This is a genomic window from Campylobacter concisus, assembly GCF_902460595.1.
Lineage (GTDB): Bacteria > Campylobacterota > Campylobacteria > Campylobacterales > Campylobacteraceae > Campylobacter_A > Campylobacter_A concisus_BL.
This window is the reverse complement of the sequence record NZ_CABPVA010000005.1, coordinates 32,589-54,291: the sequence shown is the minus strand read 5'-3', so window position 1 is coordinate 54,291 and position 21,703 is coordinate 32,589. Positions and strand designations below refer to the sequence as shown.

The window sequence follows — 21,703 nt, the reverse complement described above, 5'->3', positions numbered from 1 at the left end:
CCTACTCCTTTATGATCTCGTTTTTGTTATTTACATGCACGATGGTTGGCTTAAATTTCTTAGCCTTTTTAAATTTCATACTAGCATATGCCACGATGATGACCACGTCGCCAACGCAAACCTTTCTAGCAGCTGCGCCGTTTAGGCAAATTTCGCCTTTTTTACCCTTTATCACGTAAGTGGCAAATCTCTCGCCGTTATTTACGTCTAAAATTTCAACCTTTTGATTTTCTATCAAATTTGCAGCTTTTATAAGCTCCTCGCCGATGCTGATCGAGCCAACATAGTTTAAATTTGCGTCTGTTACGACGGCTCTGTGGATCTTACTAGCTAAAATTTCTATATTCATTTTTACCTCTTTAAAAGCTCTTTTACTACTTCTTTGTCACTAAATGGGTGCTTGACGCCCTTTATCTCTTGATATGGCTCGTCGCCTTTGCCAAGTATGACAAGCGCCCAGCCAGGCTCAAGCTTGCTAATGGCTAGCGCGATCGCCTCTTTGCGGTTGGCGTTTCGTATCAAATTTTCATTTTGGCTCATGCCAGCGCAAATTTCATCGATTATGCTCTCTGGCTCTTCGCTTCTTGGATTGTCACTAGTGACTATGCAAATTCTTGCGTATTTTTGGGCTATCGCTCCCATTTTAGGACGCTTTGTTCTATCTCTGTCGCCGCCTGCGCCAAAGACTGCGATCAAATTTAGATGTCTAAGCGAGTTTAGCACCTTTTCGATGCCATCTGGCGTATGGGCAAAATCCACAATGACTAGCGGATCGGTGCTAACGACCTCCATCCTACCGCTCACGCCTTTAAATTTACTTATCGCCTTTGAAAGTGCTGCTGCGTCTGGACGCTCTAGCAGGCAAACGGCGCCAAGGGCTGCGATTAGATTGTAAAGATTAAACTCACCTTGAAGGCTTGAGTCTATCTCCACATCGCCATTTGGCGTCTTGATCACTGCGTCTATGCCGTCCTTTAGCCCATAAACTATCGGCGCAAAGCTAGCTGGCTTTTTGATCGCGTATGTGTAAGCGTTTTTTGGGTTAAATTTAACTCCGCCATCGTCAATATTTATGAGCTTTACGCTCTCATCGTCAAAAAAGCTTGATTTTACCCTAGCATACTCCTCCATGCTCTTGTGGTAGTCGAGATGGTCTTGAGTTAGGTTTGTAAAAATTTTTAGAGCAAAATTTAAGCTCTCTATGCGCTTTTGAGCGATCGCGTGCGAGCTAACCTCCATCACGAAGTACTCACAGCCCTGCTCGCTAGCTGCTTTGAGATATGAGAGCGTCTTTAAAATGGCACTTGTCGTAAGTGCCTTATCATCTATCTGCTCACCCTCTATAAATGCCCCTCTGGTGCCACTTAGCCCACATTTCTTGCCTAAATTTCGCAAGGTCTCGTAGATAGCCGCAGCCGTTGTGGTCTTGCCATTGGTGCCTGTGATGCCAACTATCTTTAAATTTTCGTCTATTTTTAAAAGCTTTTTGCACTCTTCAAGAGTGATTATCTTAGCACCGTTTTTTACCGCAGCCACTGCAAATTTCGCATTTGCAGTGGTTTGCACAAAGTATGCACCCTGTTCGCACTCGTTTGAGTCATCTGTTATGAAGCTATTTTCTACTGATATTTTCATCGTTTTGTCTTTTTTGTATCTCTTTAAAAAGCTGATCTATACGCTCGTCGCCGCCAAACATCACCGCCGCACTCTCAAGGTAGTTCATGCTCATATCGATGAAGTCATTTTTTATCAAATTTCCTAAAAATTCCAAAAAATCGTCTTTGTTTGAGATCATCACTTTAGTTGAGAACATGATGTTTTCAAATACCTTTTTAAAGCTGCCGTCCTTATAAACAGCCCTTTTAAAGTCCTCGTAGCTTATCGCGTCTTGCTCTTCAAAATACTCGCTCTCCTCGTCTCTGGACTCTAAAATTTTTAAAATTTCCTCCACGCCCTCGTCGTCCTCGCCAGCTCTTACCTTAGCCATGTAGTAGTCAAACAAGAGCTTTGCCTCCTCGGCATTTTCCTCGCCAAGAGAGCAAATTTGTATCAAAAATAGCAGATCCTTCTCGCGTGTTTTCTCGTAGGCTAGCGAAAAGTAAAAGATCGCATCTTTAAATTTAGAGCGTTTAAAGTGCCTTATGCCTACTTTTTTATAATCCATCAATGTTAAATTCCTCGCCTATTGGAACATTTATGACCTCAAGCTCTGGATGAATATCGATGCGAAGTTGCCTTTCGATGCCGTATTTTAGCGTGGTCGTGCTGGCTGCACATCCGTGACAATGCCCTGTAAGCCTTACGTAAATTTTGCCGTTTTTTATGCCAAGTAGCTCCATGCCGCCGCCGTCATTTTCAAGCATAGGCAGCACCTTTTGCAAACTCGCAGTCACTGGTTTTAAAAGCTCTTCATCACTAAATGGGATCATATTTTTTCCTTAAATTTTTTAGCTATTATAGCAGATAAAGTGCAAACAAACGTTTTCTAGGCTTTTGCTGGTGGCGTTTTGGCTTTAAATTTTGGTGGTTTTTTGTGAGAAAAAAGGGCAAATTTGCCCTTTAAATTTAGTTTAGTAGAAGTGATTTTATATCGATTTTATGCTCTATCATCTTACTTTCAAGCATAAATTCTTGCGTAGCTTCAAGCGCTTTTATATCTTCAGCCGTGATCTTTGAGCTAAAGTCGTACTGAGGATACATGCTCTTTACCGCCTCTATGCTAAGTCCAGTCTCCTCGGCTGTAAATTTAAGCGCTTCGTCCTCGTTTGCTTTGATGTAGTCTAAAATTTCGTCCTGAGCCTTTTTAAATTTCTCTACGACGTCTTTATGCTTTTTATAAAACTCTCCGCTTGTTGCCGTGACGATGACTGGAGTGATGACGCCTTTGCCAGTTGTCACTACATTTAAGCCTGATTTTTGAGCGTTGTAGACCGCTGGTCCTGCAAGAAGCGCTGCATCGACGCTGCCGTTTTCAAGTGCCGCTTGCGCAGCAGGGATGCCCATAGAGATGAACTCTACGTCATTTATACTAAGTCCGCCAAGCGCTAGGTATCTAACCAAAAGCTCGTTTAGGATCGTGCCTTTTGGGCCTGCTACTTTTTTGCCTTTTAGATCTTTTGGCGACTTGATATTTTGGTCTTTAGAAAATATCACAAAAGCCTCTGGTGCCCTTGAATAGGCGCTTATGATCTTTATATCAGCCTTATTTGCCGCTGCAAGTATGACCGAAGTACCGCCCACGCAGTTTAGAAACTGGAGCGAATTTGAAGCGAGCGCTTGCGTTTGCTTAGCACCCGAGGTGATCTCGGAGTACTCGACTGGCACGCCAAAAGACTTCGCATAAAAGCCTTTAAATTTATCGACGATCGATGGGACGTTTAGCGGCGATTTGACGTAGGTCATGCCGATCTTATCTAACCCTTCGCTTGCGTTTGCGACTAGACAAAGCAAAGAGGCCGCGCACAAAACTTTAAAAAACTTTCTCATACTTACTCCTTTTAAAAATTTTCAAGATTATATAATCTTTTGCTTCATTTTGGTTTTAATTATCATTTTATTTGTCTAAATTTCACTCAAAATTTTGCGTTTTATCGCTATTAGCTCCTCGCTTAGCAGATCTCTTGGCTTTGCTAAATTTGATAGCTCGTAGTTTGACTTTATCCCGCCCTTTTCGAGCAAGATGATCTCATCAGCCAAAAATAGCGCCTCGTCGATGTTGTGGGTGACAAAAAGGATGGTTTTATCAGCTTGTATTTTTAAAATTTCAGCCTGCATGCTAGCTCTAGTAAAGGCATCAAGCGCAGCAAATGGCTCATCCATTAGGATCAAATTTGCCTCATACGCAAGCACTCTACCAAGCGAAACGCGCGAGCTCATGCCACCAGAGAGCTGTGAAACTGCGGCAAATTTAAAGTCGCTAAGCCCTATCATCGATATCAAACTATCGATTTTTTCAGCCTCAATCTCCTGCTTTTTAAGCGCAAATACAATGTTTTCATAAACATTTAAAAACGGCATAAGACGGGGCTCTTGAAAGACAAAGCCGATCTTTGCTTGCTCTTTAAATTTTATCTCGCCCTGACTTACGCTCTCAAGGCCAGCTATGAGGCGTAAAAGCGTAGTTTTGCCACATCCGCTTCTGCCAAGTATGACGGTGATCTTATCTTTTTTTATGTTTAAGCTTAGCCCTCTTAAGACGTCGATCCGCTTTTCGCCTATAAAAAAATGCTTGGATAAATTTGAAATTTCTATCATTTCTCACCTCGCAAAAGGCTAAATTTCGCTATCAAAAGCAAAAAGAGCCTATCTATTAGCACGCCGCAAATGCCTATCGTAAAAATGCCCACAAATATCCTATCTGCGCGTGAGAGCTCCTCGGCGTCAAGTATGAGATAGCCAAGACCGCTTGAAGCCGCTATCATCTCCGCTCCGATGATCGCGCGCATGGCGTAGCCAAAGCCTATTCGCATGCCGACAAAGATATCTTTTAGCGCGCTTTTTAAGATGATCTTGTAAAAAATCTCAAATTTACTAAAGCCAAAAATTTTACCTACCTCGATGAGCTTTATATCACAGCTCGTTAGCCCCTTTTGGATGCTTAGAAACATCGGAAAAAACGAGGCTAGGATGATAATGATGATCTTTGGCGTCTCATTTATGCCAAACCAAAGCACCAAAATGGCGATCAAACTAAGTGGCGGGATATTTCTAAAAAACTCTAGTATCCACTCGTAATAAACACTGATCTTTGGCAAAAGTGCCGCTATACCGCCAAGCACGAGCGCTAGGGCAAACGAGAGTGCGTAGCCTGCAAATATGCGCTTAAAGCTGATGATGGTGTGCGTGGCAAGCTCACCGCTTAGGCTCATGCTATACATCGTCTTTAGCGTAGTTAGCGGACTTGGCAAGATATATGGCGTGAAAATTTCTAGCTCGCAAACGACCTGCCAGATGACAAAGATCGCTAGGATCAAAATGCTCTTTTTAAAGATCTCCCTCACAGCCCATCTCCGTTGTGACAGCCGTTTTCGCAGTACAAAAGCTCGATGATCTGGTAGTTTTTAAGCTCGCTAAATTTATATGAAAGGGCGTTTTGTATCCTCTCTTTACTACCAAGGCTTAGTGTTTTTACGCCTAAATTTGTAAAAAAGCCCGGTGGTATCGGACTTTGCTCGATACTACGCATCTCTAAATTTATCTCGTTTTGCTCCCTAAAACTCTTCCACGTCAAAAATGTAGTTCGCGCCAAATTTAGCCCTCTGCCAAGCTCTGCCAGATCCTCACAGGGCGTCGTCACGTAAAGCCACTCATCCTCTTTTAGCTTTGAGCTAAGCTCCATGGCGCTTTCTATTAAAATGGGGTTTAAATTTGAGATGAGAGCAGCCTGCTCTTTGAAATTTGCCCTGATGAAATTTACAGCCCTCGGACAGCGACTATCGTAAATAAGCTCCTTTTGCGCAAGAGCGTTTTTGTATGCGTTTTTTACGCTTTTAACGTGGTCTTTTTCGCACTCTACTACGCTAAAACCTTTGTTTTGCAAAATTTCTTTAAGCGCTGCAAAGTCGTAGATATTTTTTACAACAGGATTTAGCCAAACAAGTTTTTTCATTAGAGCTCCCGTCAAATTTAAAGCAAAATGTAATAATTAAAATCAAAATTGTATCACTTGAAAGTAAAAATATCGCTTTGGAGGTTAAATTTATAAACAGCTAGACTTTTACGTCTAAATTTCGCTTTTTCTGGCTTTTCTCCATCAGCTTTAGTATATCTATGCCACTTTTTTCAAGGCGCATTAGCTCCTTAAGATAGGCAAATTTCTCGTCCTTATTTATATCGTAAGTCGCTAGCTTCTCGCTTCGGCCGATCACCGAGGCATAGACCTTGTTGCCGTCAAGCTTGTCGGTGTTTTGCACATTATAAAGCGACAGCACGCCCTCTATTACCTCTTTAAATTTCGCCCCGCTCTTCATGCCAGCCTTCATAAGCGTTAAAAATCTCTGCCTGCTCTGCTCGTCAGTGAAATTTATACTTTGCATTGTCTCATATTCGATCGGTGGCTTGTTCGTGCTAGTTAGCATTGAGATAGCCTTCTTACCTATTGTAATGCTCTCCACGCCGACCCTCTCGCCAAGGTACTGCCTCAGCGCATAGTCCAGCCACTTGTCCTTGAACTCCTCAGTGCTCAAGTCCTTATCAAGTATCTCAAAGCCCTCCACGTGGCTCTTGTGTCCAAGTCCGAGCAAGGTGCCGCCATCTTCTTTTGACGTGTACTCTTTTGCGAAGAGATCGACGTTTGTTGGATAGTATCCGATGATCGATTCGTAAAGTCTCCCAAAGCCAAGCGCTCCAGTCTGGCTAACAAAGCTCTTAAGCTCATCTATTTCATCTTGGCTCATTTGCTTGTCGTATCCCATGAGCTTGCCCCAGATGCTTATCTTGCCATTAGCAGCTATGCCTGTGAGCGAGTTATCTCTAGCAAATTTTAGCGGCTCATCATCTTTGTGAAATTTTATCTGATCGCTGCTTTGATTGGCGTTTTGAACTAATTTTTGAGATGATAAATTTAAGGAATTTTCGTCTGTGCTGGGCCTGATATGGCTAGCGCTTTGCTCTCTAATGTTTTGAAAGCCACTATATAAATTTACATTAGCTCCATTTACGCCACCTATCATCTCAAATCCTTTGTAAAATAGTTAAAACAAATATCGTCTTTTTAAAATAATGTTTGATACAAAAGCAAATTTAGAAATTTATGGAGCTTTTTGCTTTTAAATTTAGGCTGTTTGAAGCTGGCTAATTTTTAGATATTTTATTATTTTGTTATTTTTTGAAATTTACCTGCGCCATTTTTATTGCATTTGACCAATATATTTGGTTTTGGCTGTAAGTCATATATTTAGAGCAAATTTACACCATCTCTGCCCTCGCAGCCACATTACCAAGCCATTCTGCAACCTATCAAAGTGAGAGTTTTACAGCTTTTTGGATTGTAAATTTGAAATTTCTTTTTAAAATAATTTAAATTTGAGGTAGTTCATATGGACAATTTGCCCTGCTTTTGGTTTTGCATTTTAAATATATAGCCCTTAATCATAAAACTTCGCAAAATAGCTTATAAATTTGACCCAGACCCACTCAAAATACAAATACTCTCTAAAGCAAATATCACAAAAACAGAAATGAAATTTAAAAATAGCTGGCTCTAAATTTAGAAATTTATGTCGTTGACTTTGAAATTTAATGGGTAAATTTGAGTTAGAAATTTATGACTTCTTTTTGGGGATTTTTGGCATAAATTAAAGAGTATCTGCTCACTTTTTGTGGTTTAAAACTGCTATAAATTTACTTACACCAACTATTTTAACCTATAGCATCAGCTCATCTAAAAGCCACGAAATAAAAATTTATAATGCGCCGACTTGTAAATTTGCCACAGACTAAAATGGATAAATTTAAAACAAAATTTTTAAAAAAATAAACGTAAAAAGATAAATTTAGAAAGAAAAGAGAGCCAGACAGGCTCTCTGGGGATTATTCATCTACTAGCTCTATATAAGCCATCTCAGCTGCGTCGCCTCTGCGAACGCGAGTTTTGATGATTCTTGTATAGCCACCATTGCGCTCTTTAAACTTTGGAGCTACTTCAGTAACTAGTTTATTTGTAGTCTCTTTGTCTTGCAAAGAAGCAAATACTGCTCTGTGAGCGTTAGAGTCGCCCTTTCTAGCTCTTGTGATAAGCTTTTCAACATAGCTTCTAAGCTCTTTTGCTTTTGGTAAAGTTGTCTCTATCTTTTCGCTTTTGATGATAGCTATCGCTAAATTCTTAAGCAATGCAGATCTATGAGATGACGTTCTACCAAGTTTGCGATATCCGTGTTTATGTCTCATCTATTGTCCTTTTATTCTTTTGCACTCATTTGTGATTTTAGCTCGGTTATTTTCTTTCTGAGTTGCTCTTTGCTATCTTTTAACACATCGACACCAACTGGATAGCCTATCTCTTCCATAACCGCTTTTATCTCTTCAAGAGATTTTTTACCTAAATTTTTAAGCTCTTTAAGCTCGTTTTCGTCCATCAACGCAAGCTCGCCGATAAATCTAATCTCAGCCTTATCAAGACAGTTAAAACTTCTTGCGCTTAAATTTAGATCTTCTACACTAGAAAGTAGCTTTGAGAACTCGCCGCTTGCACTTGAACTAGCAACTGGTGCGCTAACATCAATATCCAAAATTCCTTTAAATACTGACATTTGCTGATACATAGCTTCTAAACAATTTTTAAAAGCTTCTACTGGACCAACTTGACCATCTGTTGTAATCGTAAATACGATTTTCTCGTAGTCTGGGTCATCTTCAACCAAGACGTTTTGTATATCGTAAACTGCTTTTTTAACTGGTGTAAAGAAAGCGTCAAGTGCGATAAAGTCGTCTTCGATCTCTTCTCTGATCTCTTCACTAGGAACATATCCGATACCTTTTTGGATGATAACTGAGAAATTTAACTCAGCATCTTCGTTGATAGTCGCAAGATATGCGTCTGGATTAACGATCTCAACTAGGTCGTTATTTAGGTCAGCTCCAGTTATCTCTTTTGGTCCTTTAAAGCTATACTCTATAACTTCACGCTCACTGCCGCTTTTTAACTTAAATCTGATCTTTTTCAAATTTATAATAAAAAACGCTACGTCTTCAAGCATGCCGCGCATACTATCAAATTCGTGGCTAACGCCTTTTATCTTTACACCAATAGGAGCAAAACCTACCGTACTTGTGTAAAGAAGGCGGCGAAGCGGGTGAGCCAAAGTAACAGCATAACCTGCCTCAAAAGGATATGCTGTAATGTTAGCAACATTTTCGCTAACACTTTTAACTTCGATTTCAGTTGGCATATAAGCTGATGTAGTAATCTTTCTCATCTTTATACCCTCTATTATTTCGAATAAAGCTCTACTATAAATCTTTCCTCAACAGGAATGATAACCTCTTCTCTTTCTGGATTTCTAGTGAAAATTCCAAATTTTTTCTCTTTTTCCACATCTACCCATGCAACGATGCCAGTTTGAGCTGTAAGATCGATCGCGCGAACGATTTGTGGATTGCTTTTAGATTTCTCAGCAACTTCTACTTTAGAGCCTGGTTCCACTCTGTAAGATGGGATATCCACTCTCTTGCCATTTACTAAAATATGTCCGTGAGTTACAAGCTGACGAGCAAAACGACGAGTCGTTGCAAAGCCCATTCTGTAAACAACATTGTCTAATCTCTGCTCTAGTAGTTGAACCAAAAGAGCACCAGTGTTGCCCTCGCGGCGTGCTGCTTCTTGGAACAATCTTCTAAATTGTTTCTCTGAAACGCCATACATAAATTTAGCTTTTTGCTTCTCGCGAAGTTGTAAGCCATATTCGCTTATTTTTGCTCTTCTTTGTCCATGTTGTCCTGGTGCATAAGGTCTTTTTTCTAAAGCACTTTTACCAGCAAGTCTTCTTTCGCCTTTTAACGCAAGAGACACACCAAGACGTCTTTCTAATTTTTCAACAGGTCCTGTATATCTAGCCATAATAATTTCTCCTAATTTTCTCTAATTATACGCGGCGGCGTTTTGGCGGTCTGCAACCATTGTGTGGTAAAGGTGTGATATCTTTGAAGAAAGTTACTTTTATACCCTCTACACCACCTACACTCTTAACAGCCGTTTCACGTCCGCTACCTGGACCTTGAACCTTAATGCCAACTTCTTTAATGCCGTGCTCTTTTGCTTTATTTAAAGCATCTTCTACGGCTTGTTGAGCTGCATAAGGAGTTGATTTTTTACTACCTTTAAAGCCTAAGCCGCCTGCACTACTCCATGCAATAGCATTTCCCATCTCATCAGTTACAGTTACCATAGTATTGTTAAATGTTGCACTGATATAAACGATACCTTTGGCTATGCTTTTTCTAACTACTTTTTTCTTAACAATTTTTCTTTTCGCCATTTATTATCCTTTAACCCTTGCCTTACTTAGTAGCCGCACCGACAGTTTTACGTCTGCCTTTTCTGGTTCTAGCATTAGTTTTAGTCTTTTGACCACGAACAGGAAGACCTTTTCTGTGGCGAAGACCTCTATAACTTCCAAGATCCATAAGAGCTTTGATATCCATAGCAACTTGTTTTCTCAAGTCACCCTCAACGACGTGGTGCTCTTGAATTTCTTTACGGATAGCTGCTGCTTCGTCTTCGCTAAGCTCATAAACTCTCTTATCATAAGAAATTCCAGCTGCGTCAAGAATTTGACGAGATTTGTAAAGACCTATACCATAGATATAAGTCAAACCATACTCTATTCTCTTTTTGTTTGGTAAATCTACACCTGCAATACGTGCCATGCCTTATCCTTGTCTTTGTTTATGTTTTGGATTTTCGCAGATAACACGAATTATGCCACTACGTTTGACAATTTTACATTTGTCACACATCTTCTTTACAGAAGGACGAACTTTCATTTTAGTCTCCTAAAAATTTATTCCACTTTTTTAGGGGCTGCATCAGGTCTAAAGAAATAATTTAAACCAACTATTTTCAAAATAAGTGGGGAACTTTGAAAATAATTCTTCATACAGCTTTTCGCAAAGCTTGGATTTTATCCAAAACCAGCTTTAAATTTACTTAGCATATTTGCCAAGAGCCTAAATTTACTTATATCTATAAGTGATCCTGCCCTTGTCTAGGCTATATGGCGTAAGTTCTACTTTTACGCGGTCGCCAGGCATTATCTTTATATAATGCATTCTCATCTTTCCGGCGATATGACATAAAATTATATGTTTGTTGTCGAGCTCAACTTTAAAAGTTGCATTTGGCAGTGCTTCAACAACATTTCCATCAATCTCAATGACATCGTCTTTTGCCACAAATTCTCCTTTCTTTAAATTTTTCTCTAAATTTCACGATTGACTTAAAATTTCAGCTTTGCCATTAACTATCGCCATACAATGCTCATAATGGCTAGTTCTCAAACCATCTTTTGAGGTTACTTTCCAGTTATCACTTCCCAAAACTGGCGTGCCATCTTTTTGGCAGATCATCGGCTCTATACAAAAAACCATTCCCTCTTTTATCTTTGGTCCAGCTTTTGGGTTATTTCCCTCAATATAATTTGGAATTTCTGGCTCTTCATGTGGCCTTTTACCTATGCCATGACCGCAATATCCGCGCAAAGGCACATAGCCTCTGTCTAGTATAAATTTCTCAAGCTCGTAGCTAATCTCTTTAAAATGCATACCAGCTCTTATAAAATCAATCGCAAAATATAGCGCGTCTTTTGAGCAAGCGATCAAAGCCTCGTCTTCTTTTGAAATTTTACCAACCCCAAAAGTCCTAGCCGAGTCACCAAAATAACCATCTAAATTTGAGCCAATATCTACACTAACGATATCACCCTCTTTTAGTTTGTATTCATTTGGAATTCCGTGGATCACCACTTCATTGACGCTTATGCAAGCTGCATTTGGAAAGCCATAAAGCCCTTTAAAGGCAGGTTTTGCTCCAGCGGCTCTTATCATATCTTCACAAATTTTATCTATCTCAAGAAGTGAAATTCCAGGTTTTATGATCGTAGAAACATGATCAAGTGTTCGAGCGACGATCTTATTCGCCGCTCTCATTTTCTCTATCTCAGCTGGTCTTTTTAGCGTGATAGCCATTTTATAGACCTACTGCACTTAGAGTTTGATATTTGTTTGTATAAGACTGAGCTTCTATACGTCTCATCGTATCAAGTGCTACTGAAACTACGATAAGAACTGATGTACCACCAAAATAAAATGGTACGCCCATAGTCTTTACAAGTACCCAAGGTAATGTTGAAATGATACCCAAGTACAAAGCTCCACCTAAAGTTAGCCTGCCAGCTACTTCATTTAGATAGCTAGCTGTGCTCTCGCCTGGTCTAACACCTGGGATAAATCCGCCTTGTTTCTTTAAATTTTCACTTATATCTTTTGTGTTAAACACGATAGATGCGTAGAAAAACGCAAAAAAGATGATAAATAAAAATGTCAAAACGTTAAACATATAGCCATTTGGACTTAAAAAGTCGTTGATAGCCTGGATTACTGGATTTGTGCTAGCCTGCAAAATAGTACTTGGAAACATCAAAATCGCACTAGCAAATATCGGTGGGATAACGCCACTTAAATTTACTTTGATCGGTATATAGTTCATTATACGTTTGTTTTGATTTTCCATTATCACTTTTCTTGAGTAAGAAATAGGGATACGTCTTTCGCCCATCTCGACAAAGATAATAGCGCCAATAGTCGCTAAAATGATCACCAAAATAGCGATGACTGTTAAGAAATTCATCTCAGAAGTATTTACCAAATTTACAGTTCCGCCGATCGCACTAGGTATGCCAGAGACGATGCCCGCAAAGATGATAAGACTTATACCGTTGCCTATACCGCGCTGTGTGATCTGCTCGCCTATCCACATAAGTAACATGGTGCCAGTTAGCATAGATACAGCAGAGATCGCGATAAATAAATTCATATCTATCATGATAGCTTGCTCGCCACCACGACCGCTTAAGCTTTGAAGTCCGATAGAGACGCCGATTGATTGTACAAGAGTGATAACGATGGTTGCATAACGTATGATTTGCATATATTTTTGCATACCGTCGCGCTCTTTTTTCATCTGACCTAACTTTGGAAATGTCGCTGCTAGAAGCTCCATGATGATCGAAGCTGTGATGTAAGGCATAATGCCTAGAGATATGATACTTAAACGCTCAGCGGCTTTACCACTAAACATATTAAATAGACCCAAGGCGTTGCTATTGTTTGAATTGAAAAATTCTTTAATTACGTCGACATTAACACCAGGAACTGGCACATAAGCCAGTATCCTGTATGCGAACAAAAATGCCAACGTGATTAAAATCTTGTTGGTCAGTGTTTTATCCATTATTTTGTTCCGCTAACGCTAACGTTCTCGTCTTTGATCTTTGAAGCAAGAGCTTTTGCGCTTGCACCGATTAGTTTTATCTTAGTAACGCTCTTTGAAATTTTATGAACGCTAGCTATTGTTGCTATTGAAATTTCTGCAAGCTCTTTTATAGCTGCGATCTTTTCAACATTGATAACATAAGGTTTTTCAAATTTAGAAGCAAAGCCTACTTTTGGAAGACGTCTTTGAAGCGGTTGTTGTCCGCCCTCAAAGCCCCTTTTTTCATTATAGCCTTTTCTTGCTCTTTGACCTTTATTACCTTTGCCAGCAGTTTTGCCATTGCCACTGCCCTGACCACGACCTATTCTTTTAGTTGCATGAGTTGAACCTGCAGCAGGTGTTAATTTTTCTAATGCCATCTTAACTCCTTTCTCTTAGCTTTTTAGCAAACTAAGTGCTTTTATAGTAGCACGAACGACGTTTGCTGAGTTGTTTGAGCCAAGTGATTTAGTAAGGATATCCTTAATACCTGCAAGCTCGATAATAGGACGTGCACTACCACCAGCGATAACACCGGTACCTTCGCTAGCTGGGCGAAGTAGCATTCTACTTGCGTTGTATTTTACCTCTACATCGTGAGGGATAGTTGTGCCCTTGATCTTAACGTGGATAATATTTTTAAATGCGTCATCAATCGCTTTTCTCATCGCATCTGGCACCTCTTTAGCTTTGCCATATCCAAAGCCAACTAGGCCATTTCTATTACCAACAACAACTAAAGCTGTAAATCTAAATCTACGACCACCTTTAACAACCTTTGTAACCCGACCGATATCGACGATTACTTCTTCAAATTCTTCTCTATTATATTTTTCCATCGATTTTCCTTTGGGTTATAGCTTGATGCCATTTTCTCTTAAAGCTTCAGCAAATGCTGCGATAACGCCATGATACAAATAACCATTTCTATCAAAAATTGCAACATCTATCTTCTTAGCTTTCAAAGCCTTAGCAAATTCTTTAGCTAAAGTGACCGCACCTTCTTTATTTGCTTTTATGCCTATTTTTCTACCATCAACTGCAGCTAGTGTAGTAGCTGTAACGTCGTCAATCGCTTGAACATAAAGAGTTCTGTTTGATTTGAAAATAGAAACTCTTGGGCAAGTTGCAACACCAGAAATTTTACCTCTGATTCTTCTTTTTCTCTTAATTCTAAGAGCGATTTTTCTTTTTAGTACTTTTGCTGTCATTTACCGCTCCTTACTTCTTAGATGTCTTGCCCGCTTTGCGGATGATACGTTCTTCTAGATATTTAACGCCCTTGCCTTTATATGGCTCAGGTGGTCTAAATCCTCTAACTTGAGCAGCCACTTGACCTACTACTTGTTTGTCGTCACCTTTGATAGTAATAACGTTTTTATCAACGCTAGCTTCAACGCCTGCTGGTAGCTCATAGTTGATAAGGTGTGAAAAACCAAGAGATAGCTCTAAAATTTTACCTTTTGCAGCTGCTTTGTAACCAACGCCGTTGATCTCAAGCTGGCGAGTAAAGCCATGAGTGATACCAGTTACGATGTTGTTAGCAAGTGCTCTATATGTTCCCCAGTAAGCTCTACTTTGGCGATCTTCGCCCTTTGGAGCAAAAACTATATGACCATTTTCTATCTTGACATCAACGTGACCTTTTGTGTCAAGCTCTTTTAAGTGATTGCCCTTTTTAAATTTTAGGACATTATTTTCAACGCTAACGTCTACACCACTTGGGATAGCGATAGGCTGTTTTCCAATACGTGACATTTTTTTCCTTTACTTGTCTAGGGTGTTCCTACATTTACGAATAAACACCACAATGCCGTAAATTTGATCGTCAAATTTGACGAAACCTTCATTTGAATTTCTAAATTTAGCTTTGGCGAAATATAAAATTTCACCTAGCTAAAAAGAAATTTTAACCTTAAGCTATAAGGTTAAAATAGCGTTTTTAACGCAGTTTATTACCAAACGGTGCAAAGAACCTCGCCGCCAACGCCAGCTTTACTTGCTTCAATACCGCTCATAACGCCTTTGCTTGTGCTAACGATAACTGTTCCGTAACCATTTTTAAAACGCTTAATGTCGTCTTTGCCTTGATAAACGCGGCGACCAGGTTTTGAAACCCTTTTAAGCTCGTTTATAACGCTTCTGCCGTACTCATCATACTTTAAAACTACGTTTATAAATTTCTTGTTACCTTCTTCGATAACGTTGTAGCTCTCTACATAGCCTTTTGCTGCAAGGATAGAAAGAGTAGCCTCAACAACCTTAGAATGAAGCAATTTCGCAGTCTCAAGTCTTCTCATACTTGCATTTCTAATGCGTGTTAATCCATCTGATATTAAATCGTTCAACATTTCTCTTCCTTACCAACTTGCTTTTTTAAGACCAGGTATTAGGCCTTCGTTAGCCATTTTTCTTAGGCAAACACGGCAAATTCCAAAATCTTTATAAACAGAGTGCGGACGACCGCAAATTTGGCATCTAGTATAGCCGCGAACCGCAAATTTTGGCTTGCGTGCAGCTTTTGCTATCATTGATTTCTTTGCCATTTTACTTTCCTTTTGCAAACGGCACACCAAATAGCTCTAGCAATTTGAATGCCTCTTTATCGTTTTTAGCCGTAGTAGCAATCGTAATATTCATACCATGAGTTCGTAAAATTTTATCATACTCAACCTCTGGAAACATTAGCTGCTCGCTAAGACCAAAGTTATAGTTTCCACGTCCGTCAAAGCCATTTTTTGGAAGACCACGGAAGTCTTTAACTCTTGGAAGAGCAACGCTGATTAGCTTATCTAAGAAAGCATACATTTGCTCTTTTCTCAAAGTTACTTTGATACCAACAGGGAAACCTTCGCGAACTTTAAAGCCAGCAACTGATTTTTTAGCATCAGTGATAACCGCTTTTTGTCCAGCGATAAGCGAAATGGTATCAGCCATATTTTGAAGCACTTTCTGATCTTTCGCAGAGTCTCCAGCGCCTACACTGATCACGATCTTCTCGAGCGCAGGGATAAGCATTGGATTTTTGATGTCAAATTCTTTTACGAGAGCTGGCTTGATAGTTTCGTTAAATTTATCTTTTAATCTACTCATATCTCTTATCCTTCAACTTTCGCGACGTTTGATATGTCAATTGGCATCTCTTTATTTACGTGACCACCATTTGGAGTTTTTTCGCTTGGTTTGATAGCTTTTTTAGCTACTTTGCATCCCTCAACTATAACCTGACCTTTTTTTGCAAGAACTGCTAAAATTTTACCAGTTTTGCCTTTATCGTCACCAGCGATGATCTTTACAGTATCGCCTTTTTTGACTTTAAATTTTACATTAGCCATTATAAAACCTCCGGAGCTAGCGAAACAATCTTCATAAAGTTAGCATATCTAACTTCACGTCCAACTGGTCCAAAAATACGAGTGCCGACTGGCTCTTTTTTGCTATCAAGTATAACAGCTGCGTTTTCGTCGAAGCGGATTAGCGAACCATTATCTCTTTGAACCTCTCTTTTAGTTCTTACAACAACAGCTTTTACAACCTGTCCTTTTTTGATCTTACCATTTGGAAGAGCTTTTTTAACAGAGCAAACTATGATATCGCCAAGTGTAGCGTATCTTCTTTTGCTGCCGCCAAGAACTTTTATACACATTAACTCTTTTGCGCCGCTGTTATCAGCAACTGCAAGTCTTGTAAAACTTTGAATCATTACTCAACTCCCTTTGCCAATACAGCTTTTAAGCGAAAATTCTTGCGAGCTGAAAGTGGTCTGCACTCAACTGCAACAACTGTATCGCCTGCTCTTGTCTCATTTTTCTCATCATGAACTAAATACTTTTTAAAGCGTTTTACAAATTTATGGTATCTTGGGTGCATAACGCGTCTTTCTACCAAAATAGTAGCTGTTTTATCTCCAGCTTTTTGTAAAACAACACCTTGAATTTCTCTTTTTAATGCCATTTTACGCCCCTTGTCTTGTTGCACTAATTGCAGTGTTGATCTGAGCTATCTCTTTGCGAACAGCACTAATCTCATTAGGGTTGCTTAACTGCATAGTTTTTAGCTTTTGTCTCAATGTAAATAAAAGCACCTTTTTCTCTTTTAGCAACGCGTTTAATTCTGCAACGCTCTTATCTTTTAACTCAGTATATTTCATTTTCACTCTCTCGCGTTACAAATTTTGATTTGAAAGGAAGTTTGTGTAGAGCCAAAGTTAAAGCTTCACGAGCCAACTCTTCGTCAACACCAGCCATTTCAAATATTATACGACCAGGTTTAATGTTCATAACCCACTCTTCAACTCCTGCCTTACCTTTACCCATACGAGTTTGTAGAGGTTTTTTAGTAAGTGGCTTGTCAGGGAAAACCCTAATCCAAATTTTAGCCTGTCTCTTTACGTGACGAGTTAGAGCTTGACGAGCAGCTTCTATTTGGCGTGAATTTACTCTACCAGCCTCAACAGCTTTAAGTGCAAATTCGCCAGTTGCTAAAGATGCTCCGCGAGTCGCATAACCACGGTTGCGACCTTTCATTTGCTTACGAAATTTCGTTCTTTTAGGCATCAACATAATTATTTACCTCTTCTTGCTCTACGTGTTTTCTTAGGTGCCTCTTCTTCAGTTTTCTCAGGTTGAACACCTTTTTGAAGAACCTCACCTTTAAAAATCCATACTTTAATCCCTATGTTTCCATAAGTTGTATGAGCCTCAGCTACACCGTAATCTATCTTTGCTCTAAGAGTATGAAGCGGAACGCGACCTTCTAGATACCACTCGGTTCTTGCCATCTCAGCGCCACCTAAACGACCAGCAACTGAAATTTTGATACCTTTAGCGCCTGATTTTTGAGCACCTTGGATAACTTTTTTCATAGCACGTCTAAATGCGATACGCTTTTCAAGTTGCATAGCTACGTTTTCAGCAGCAAGTTGAGCTGAAGCTTGAGCTTTTCTTTCTTCTTTGATATTTACATTTACTTCTTTGCCGATAAGTTTGCTAACTTCGTTCTTTAGGTTTTCAACATCTTGACCTTTTTTGCCGATGATGATACCAGGGCGAGCTGCAACTACAGTTACACGAAGTTTTTTAGCCGTTCTTTCGATTAGAATTTGGCTAATTCCTGCATAGTAAAGTTTTTTCTTTAAAAATGCACGAATTTTGTAATCTTCACCGATATTTTCAGGAAGACTTTGTTTGGTTGGAAACCATCTAGATTCCCAGTTGCGGTTAATTCCTAGTCTAAGACCTATTGGATTTACTTTTTGTCCCATATTATGCTTCCTTCTTTTCAGGTTTAGATACTTCTACCATTACATGAGAAGTAGGTTTGCGAATTTTGCTCGCTGTTCCTCTTGCTCTTGGTCTAAATCTCTTTAATACAGGACCAGCATCAACGCGGCAACTAGTTACTACAACCTCTTCTGGCTCAAATCCGCCATTTGCTACTGCTGAGCTAATAGCGTTTGCTATAAATTTAGCACCACGATTTGGCATAAATTGCAAGCTTGCAAGTGCTAGCTCGGCATTCATACCTTGAACTTCTCTTGCTATAAGTCTTGCTTTTGTAGGAGAAAGTCTTACGAATTTTATAATTGCTCTACTCATATCATCTCCCCTTACTTGCCGATTTTCTTTTGCACTGAGCCTTTGTGACCCTTAAATGTGCGTGTTGGAGCAAATTCGCCAAGTTTATAGCCTATATGATTTTCTGTAACATATACAGGAATAAAGCTCTTGCCATTATGAACGTTAAATGTTAGTCCAATCATTTCAGGTACAATCGTGCTACGTCTTGACCAAGTCTTGATTGGTTTGTTATCGTTTGCATTTTTTGCGGCAATAACTTTTTTCATTACATGATCATCTACGAAAGGACCTTTTTTGAGTGATCTTGCCATCTCTATTTTCCTTTCCTTCTTGAAATTATAAGCTTATCGCTAGCTTTTTTACGGCGAGTCTTAGCACCTTTAGTTGGTTTACCCCATGGAGTAACTGGGTGACGGCCTGAATTTTTCTTACCTTCACCACCGCCGTGTGGGTGATCAACTGGGTTCATAGCAGAACCACGTGTTTGTGGGCGGATACCGCGGTAGCGATTACGTCCGGCTTTACCTATAGTGATGTTAGCCCAGTCTTCGTTGCCTACTACACCAATACTTGCCATACACTCAGCTAGTACTTGTCTCATCTCGCCACTTGGCATTCTTAAGATAACATACTTCTCTTCTTTACCCATTAGCTGAGCATAACCACCAGCCGAACGAGCTATCTGAGCTCCTTTACCAGGTTTTAGCTCTACGTTATGAACGATAGTACCAACTGGGATAAATCTTAATTTCATAGCGTTGCCTGGTTTAATATCTAGTGAGCCCTCATCGATAGATGCGATAACGTCGCCAACATTTAGGCCATTTGGTCTAATGATATAGCGTTTTTCGCCATCTTTGTAAGCTATAAGAGCGATACGGCAGTTTCTATTTGGATCGTACTCGATCGCTTCAACTTTACCTTCTATACCAAATTTACGACGTTTAAAGTCGATGATACGATAAAGTTTTTTTGCACCTGCTTCTTTATGTCTTGAAGTTATACGACCATTGTTGTTTCTACCGCCGGTTGCAGGTAGTTTAACAAGCAAGCTTCTAACGCTTGGTTTAGCTGTTATATCTTCAGAGCTTAGTCCAGTCATATATCTACGACTAGGTGTATATGGTTTATATGATTTTATAGCCATCTTACGCCTCCGTATTTTCTAGGCTTACGCCTTCAGGTAACTTAACGTAGAATTTCTTTATCTCGTCACGTTGGCCTGCTCTTCCTCTAAAACGCTTAACCTTGCCGCTAATTCTAAGTGAATTTACGCGAACAGGCGTTACTCCAAAATACTCTTGCAAAACCGCTTTTAAGCTGTTTTTTGTAACTCTTGGTGAAGTTTGGATAACAACAACGCCTTGTTCTTGAAGGCCTAGAGTTTTTTCTGTATAAATAATTGTTTTGATATCAGTTATATCCGCCATTTTAGCCCTCTTTTGTTATAGTTTTTAGTGCAGCTTTTTCAATAATAACCGAACTAAATGTAGAGACAAGATAAGCATTTACCTCATTTGCATCTACTACATAGCAGTTTGCTAAATTTCTAAAAGCAAGTAGTGTTTTATCGTCTAGTAAATCTTTAACGATAAGCGCGTCTTTTACTTTTAAATTTTTGATGATATTAGCTGCATCTTTTGTCTTTCCAGACTCGATTGAGATGCTATCTACTGCGAAAATTTTACCATCTTGTGCTTTTACCGCCAAAGCGTACTCAAGAGCTAGTCTTTTTTGTTTTTTATTGACTTTTTGAAAATAGTTTTTCTCGTTTGTTGGACCAAATGCAACTGCACCGCCTACCCAAACGTTAGTTCTAGTTGAACCTGCTCTTGCGCCACCACGTCCTTTTTGTCTCCATGGTTTTTTACCACCACCGCTTACAAAAGCACGGCTTTTAGTATGAGCCGAATTTGCTCTTATACCAGCAAGGTAAGATTTTACATAAAGATATAGGTTGTGCGGATTTACTTCAGCGTAGCTTGCAGGAAGCTCTAACTCGCCTGAATTTTCAAATTTATCGTTTAATACGTGAATTTTACTCATTTTACAATCCTTATTTTACCCATTGCACCATTGTGACCAGGAACGCAACCTTTTACAACTACGATGCCATTTTGAGCGTCAAAGCTTATTAGCTCGTTTTTAACAGTAACTTTCTCATTGCCCATGTGTCCTGCCATTTTCATACCTGGTTGAACACGACCTGGCCATTCGCAGTTACCAATTGAACCGTGGCGTCTGTGGAAACGTGAGCCGTGGCTTTTTGGACCACCACCGAAACCATGTCTTTTTACCACACCTTGGTAGCCTCTACCTTTTGAGTTAAAGCTAACTTTTAAAATTTTAGCCTCATTTAATGGTGTAAAGTCTAGGTTTCCAACTTCGCTATTAGCTACTTCAAGCGTAGCAAATTTGTTAAATTCTGCTGTCAGATTGTATTTCTTTTGCTGACCAGCGATAGCTTTGTTGTTTGCTTTAGTGTGGGCATACGCTACGATAGCACGTTTGTTTTCGTCAATCTCACATACTTTAGCCTCAACTAGCTTAAGTAGTGTAACTGGCGTACTCTTCGTGGCAATCGTTCTACTCATGCCTATTTTTTCTACAATATATTCCATACTCTTATCCTTTTGTCCGCTTATTTCATCGCACGAACTTCGACATTAACTTCTGGAGCTAGGTCGAGTTTTGTTAGGCTATCTACAGTTTCTGGAGTAGCAGCTACGATGTCAAGCATACGAGCGTGTATTCTCATCTCAAACTGCTCACGTGAGTCTTTGTTGATGTGTGGAGATTTTAAGACTGTATAGCGTTTGATCTTTGTAGGCATTGGTACCGGGCCACGAACGTCGGCACCTGTTCGTTTGACAGCTTCTACGATTGCTGCAACAGTGCGGTCTAGAACTCTATGGTCGTAAGCTTTTAGCTTTAACCTGATTCTTTCCATGTGTTTTCCTTTAAAAAGAACTTGTCGCAAACTCGCGACCTCTTTACATCAAAATAACTCGCATAGGATCAAGCGATCGTACGAGCAAGACATAGGTCTTTCGTAAAGAGATAGGGATTTTACAAAAAAGCCATTATAGTTGTCAAGAAAAACGCTATTTTTTGTTGAATTTTGATTAATTATTTCCTTTTGATAAGGAAAGTATAT

Annotated in this window: 38 protein-coding genes; all 38 read right to left on the bottom strand. The window is 39.6% G+C overall.

The annotated features are described in order from the left end of the window. Nucleotide 1 precedes the first annotated feature (1 nt). The 38 genes from panD to rpsJ all read right to left on the bottom strand — a co-directional run bounded on the left by panD (nt 2) and on the right by rpsJ (nt 21,496). Nucleotides 2-349, bottom strand: coding sequence for an aspartate 1-decarboxylase (panD, locus tag F3G86_RS08975; protein WP_002941539.1), 348 nt, complete (start codon nt 347-349; stop codon nt 2-4). Between the two features lie 2 nt (nt 350-351). Further along, a complete protein-coding gene (locus F3G86_RS08970) occupies nt 352-1,635 on the bottom strand; it encodes a UDP-N-acetylmuramoyl-L-alanyl-D-glutamate--2,6-diaminopimelate ligase (protein WP_149723656.1) in 1,284 nt (427 codons plus the stop codon). After that, nucleotides 1,613-2,167, bottom strand: a complete 555-nt coding sequence (locus F3G86_RS08965) for a histidine kinase (RefSeq protein WP_103581270.1) — start codon at nt 2,165-2,167, stop codon at nt 1,613-1,615. Before F3G86_RS08965 ends, F3G86_RS08970 begins: the two co-directional genes overlap by 23 nt. After that, nucleotides 2,154-2,429, bottom strand: coding sequence for a NifU family protein (locus F3G86_RS08960; RefSeq protein ID WP_002941565.1), 276 nt, complete (start codon nt 2,427-2,429; stop codon nt 2,154-2,156). The genes F3G86_RS08965 and F3G86_RS08960 overlap by 14 nt, the downstream gene beginning before the upstream one ends. Before the next feature lie 136 nt (nt 2,430-2,565). Beyond that, nucleotides 2,566-3,486 carry an ABC transporter substrate-binding protein gene (locus tag F3G86_RS08955; RefSeq protein ID WP_149723655.1) on the bottom strand — a complete coding sequence of 307 codons (921 nt, stop codon included), beginning with the start codon at nt 3,484-3,486 and terminating at the stop codon, nt 2,566-2,568. Between the two features lie 75 nt (nt 3,487-3,561). Then, a complete protein-coding gene (locus tag F3G86_RS08950; protein WP_149723654.1) occupies nt 3,562-4,254 on the bottom strand; it encodes an ABC transporter ATP-binding protein in 693 nt (230 codons plus the stop codon). Beyond that, nucleotides 4,251-5,000 carry an ABC transporter permease gene (locus F3G86_RS08945; RefSeq protein WP_149723653.1) on the bottom strand — a complete coding sequence of 250 codons (750 nt, stop codon included), beginning with the start codon at nt 4,998-5,000 and terminating at the stop codon, nt 4,251-4,253. The genes F3G86_RS08950 and F3G86_RS08945 overlap by 4 nt, the downstream gene beginning before the upstream one ends. Further along, a complete protein-coding gene (locus F3G86_RS08940; protein WP_148815465.1) occupies nt 4,997-5,608 on the bottom strand; it encodes a hypothetical protein in 612 nt (203 codons plus the stop codon). The genes F3G86_RS08945 and F3G86_RS08940 overlap by 4 nt, the downstream gene beginning before the upstream one ends. Nucleotides 5,609-5,708: 100 nt before the next feature. Beyond that, nucleotides 5,709-6,671, bottom strand: coding sequence for a Cj0814-related protein (locus tag F3G86_RS08935; protein ID WP_149723652.1), 963 nt, complete (start codon nt 6,669-6,671; stop codon nt 5,709-5,711). An 859-nt stretch (nt 6,672-7,530) separates the two neighbouring features. Then, a complete protein-coding gene (gene rplQ / locus F3G86_RS08930; RefSeq protein ID WP_149723651.1) occupies nt 7,531-7,887 on the bottom strand; it encodes a 50S ribosomal protein L17 in 357 nt (118 codons plus the stop codon). 11 nt (nt 7,888-7,898) lie between these two features. After that, on the bottom strand, nt 7,899-8,915 hold the full coding sequence (locus F3G86_RS08925) for a DNA-directed RNA polymerase subunit alpha (RefSeq protein ID WP_149723650.1): 1,017 nt from the start codon (nt 8,913-8,915) through the stop codon (nt 7,899-7,901). A gap of 14 nt (nt 8,916-8,929) precedes the next feature. Next, nucleotides 8,930-9,556 (bottom strand): 30S ribosomal protein S4, encoded by a 627-nt coding sequence (gene rpsD, locus F3G86_RS08920; protein WP_149723649.1) that lies wholly within the window; start codon nt 9,554-9,556, stop codon nt 8,930-8,932. Between the two features lie 25 nt (nt 9,557-9,581). Next, nucleotides 9,582-9,974, bottom strand: coding sequence for a 30S ribosomal protein S11 (gene rpsK / locus F3G86_RS08915; protein WP_002941551.1), 393 nt, complete (start codon nt 9,972-9,974; stop codon nt 9,582-9,584). Nucleotides 9,975-9,996: 22 nt separating this feature from the next. Next, complete coding sequence (gene rpsM, locus F3G86_RS08910) at nt 9,997-10,365, bottom strand: 30S ribosomal protein S13 (protein WP_012140556.1); 369 nt, start codon at nt 10,363-10,365, stop codon at nt 9,997-9,999. A 3-nt stretch (nt 10,366-10,368) separates the two neighbouring features. Continuing rightward, on the bottom strand, nt 10,369-10,482 hold the full coding sequence (gene rpmJ / locus F3G86_RS08905) for a 50S ribosomal protein L36 (RefSeq protein ID WP_002941545.1): 114 nt from the start codon (nt 10,480-10,482) through the stop codon (nt 10,369-10,371). A 189-nt stretch (nt 10,483-10,671) separates the two neighbouring features. Next, nucleotides 10,672-10,890 (bottom strand): translation initiation factor IF-1, encoded by a 219-nt coding sequence (gene infA / locus F3G86_RS08900; RefSeq protein ID WP_002848031.1) that lies wholly within the window; start codon nt 10,888-10,890, stop codon nt 10,672-10,674. Between the two features lie 33 nt (nt 10,891-10,923). Continuing rightward, nucleotides 10,924-11,682: a type I methionyl aminopeptidase gene (gene map, locus F3G86_RS08895; RefSeq protein WP_149723648.1), complete on the bottom strand. Its 759-nt coding sequence runs from the start codon at nt 11,680-11,682 to the stop codon at nt 10,924-10,926. A gap of 1 nt (nt 11,683) precedes the next feature. Further along, on the bottom strand, nt 11,684-12,946 hold the full coding sequence (gene secY, locus F3G86_RS08890) for a preprotein translocase subunit SecY (protein ID WP_009295263.1): 1,263 nt from the start codon (nt 12,944-12,946) through the stop codon (nt 11,684-11,686). After that, nucleotides 12,946-13,347: a 50S ribosomal protein L15 gene (gene rplO / locus F3G86_RS08885; protein ID WP_002941506.1), complete on the bottom strand. Its 402-nt coding sequence runs from the start codon at nt 13,345-13,347 to the stop codon at nt 12,946-12,948. Before rplO ends, secY begins: the two co-directional genes overlap by 1 nt. 15 nt (nt 13,348-13,362) lie before the next feature. Continuing rightward, entirely contained in the window at nt 13,363-13,806 is a 444-nt protein-coding gene (gene rpsE, locus F3G86_RS08880) for a 30S ribosomal protein S5 (protein WP_002941646.1), read from the bottom strand. Between the two features lie 15 nt (nt 13,807-13,821). Next, nucleotides 13,822-14,178, bottom strand: a complete 357-nt coding sequence (gene rplR / locus F3G86_RS08875; protein WP_002941658.1) for a 50S ribosomal protein L18 — start codon at nt 14,176-14,178, stop codon at nt 13,822-13,824. 10 nt (nt 14,179-14,188) lie between these two features. Continuing rightward, complete coding sequence (gene rplF / locus F3G86_RS08870; protein ID WP_002941606.1) at nt 14,189-14,725, bottom strand: 50S ribosomal protein L6; 537 nt, start codon at nt 14,723-14,725, stop codon at nt 14,189-14,191. Nucleotides 14,726-14,922: 197 nt separating this feature from the next. After that, the gene (gene rpsH / locus F3G86_RS08865) at nt 14,923-15,318 is read right to left on the bottom strand and encodes a 30S ribosomal protein S8 (protein WP_009295261.1); all 396 of its coding nucleotides are present in this window, start codon (nt 15,316-15,318) and stop codon (nt 14,923-14,925) included. Nucleotides 15,319-15,327: 9 nt separating this feature from the next. Continuing rightward, nucleotides 15,328-15,513 (bottom strand): type Z 30S ribosomal protein S14, encoded by a 186-nt coding sequence (locus F3G86_RS08860; RefSeq protein ID WP_002941532.1) that lies wholly within the window; start codon nt 15,511-15,513, stop codon nt 15,328-15,330. A gap of 1 nt (nt 15,514) precedes the next feature. Continuing rightward, nucleotides 15,515-16,060 (bottom strand): 50S ribosomal protein L5, encoded by a 546-nt coding sequence (rplE, locus tag F3G86_RS08855; protein ID WP_002941643.1) that lies wholly within the window; start codon nt 16,058-16,060, stop codon nt 15,515-15,517. Nucleotides 16,061-16,065: 5 nt separating this feature from the next. Beyond that, nucleotides 16,066-16,302 (bottom strand): 50S ribosomal protein L24, encoded by a 237-nt coding sequence (rplX, locus tag F3G86_RS08850; RefSeq protein ID WP_009295260.1) that lies wholly within the window; start codon nt 16,300-16,302, stop codon nt 16,066-16,068. Then, a complete protein-coding gene (gene rplN / locus F3G86_RS08845) occupies nt 16,302-16,670 on the bottom strand; it encodes a 50S ribosomal protein L14 (protein WP_002941516.1) in 369 nt (122 codons plus the stop codon). The genes rplX and rplN overlap by 1 nt, the downstream gene beginning before the upstream one ends. Then, nucleotides 16,670-16,921, bottom strand: coding sequence for a 30S ribosomal protein S17 (gene rpsQ, locus F3G86_RS08840; protein WP_002941511.1), 252 nt, complete (start codon nt 16,919-16,921; stop codon nt 16,670-16,672). The genes rplN and rpsQ overlap by 1 nt, the downstream gene beginning before the upstream one ends. Nucleotide 16,922: 1 nt before the next feature. Beyond that, nucleotides 16,923-17,117 (bottom strand): 50S ribosomal protein L29, encoded by a 195-nt coding sequence (gene rpmC, locus F3G86_RS08835; protein ID WP_002941625.1) that lies wholly within the window; start codon nt 17,115-17,117, stop codon nt 16,923-16,925. Beyond that, nucleotides 17,104-17,529 (bottom strand): 50S ribosomal protein L16, encoded by a 426-nt coding sequence (rplP, locus tag F3G86_RS08830; protein ID WP_002941572.1) that lies wholly within the window; start codon nt 17,527-17,529, stop codon nt 17,104-17,106. The genes rpmC and rplP overlap by 14 nt, the downstream gene beginning before the upstream one ends. A gap of 2 nt (nt 17,530-17,531) precedes the next feature. Further along, nucleotides 17,532-18,230: a 30S ribosomal protein S3 gene (rpsC, locus tag F3G86_RS08825; RefSeq protein WP_149723647.1), complete on the bottom strand. Its 699-nt coding sequence runs from the start codon at nt 18,228-18,230 to the stop codon at nt 17,532-17,534. Nucleotide 18,231: 1 nt separating this feature from the next. Then, complete coding sequence (gene rplV, locus F3G86_RS08820; protein WP_002941544.1) at nt 18,232-18,564, bottom strand: 50S ribosomal protein L22; 333 nt, start codon at nt 18,562-18,564, stop codon at nt 18,232-18,234. An 11-nt stretch (nt 18,565-18,575) separates the two neighbouring features. Further along, on the bottom strand, nt 18,576-18,857 hold the full coding sequence (gene rpsS / locus F3G86_RS08815) for a 30S ribosomal protein S19 (RefSeq protein WP_002941639.1): 282 nt from the start codon (nt 18,855-18,857) through the stop codon (nt 18,576-18,578). A gap of 2 nt (nt 18,858-18,859) precedes the next feature. After that, nucleotides 18,860-19,693, bottom strand: a complete 834-nt coding sequence (gene rplB, locus F3G86_RS08810; protein ID WP_002941522.1) for a 50S ribosomal protein L2 — start codon at nt 19,691-19,693, stop codon at nt 18,860-18,862. A 1-nt stretch (nt 19,694) separates the two neighbouring features. Beyond that, on the bottom strand, nt 19,695-19,976 hold the full coding sequence (locus tag F3G86_RS08805; protein ID WP_002941535.1) for a 50S ribosomal protein L23: 282 nt from the start codon (nt 19,974-19,976) through the stop codon (nt 19,695-19,697). Between the two features lies 1 nt (nt 19,977). Further along, nucleotides 19,978-20,592, bottom strand: coding sequence for a 50S ribosomal protein L4 (gene rplD, locus F3G86_RS08800; protein WP_012140561.1), 615 nt, complete (start codon nt 20,590-20,592; stop codon nt 19,978-19,980). Further along, nucleotides 20,589-21,167, bottom strand: coding sequence for a 50S ribosomal protein L3 (gene rplC / locus F3G86_RS08795; protein ID WP_002941563.1), 579 nt, complete (start codon nt 21,165-21,167; stop codon nt 20,589-20,591). Before rplC ends, rplD begins: the two co-directional genes overlap by 4 nt. A 20-nt stretch (nt 21,168-21,187) precedes the next feature. Next, nucleotides 21,188-21,496, bottom strand: a complete 309-nt coding sequence (gene rpsJ / locus F3G86_RS08790) for a 30S ribosomal protein S10 (RefSeq protein ID WP_009295257.1) — start codon at nt 21,494-21,496, stop codon at nt 21,188-21,190. Nucleotides 21,497-21,703: the final 207 nt, after the last annotated feature.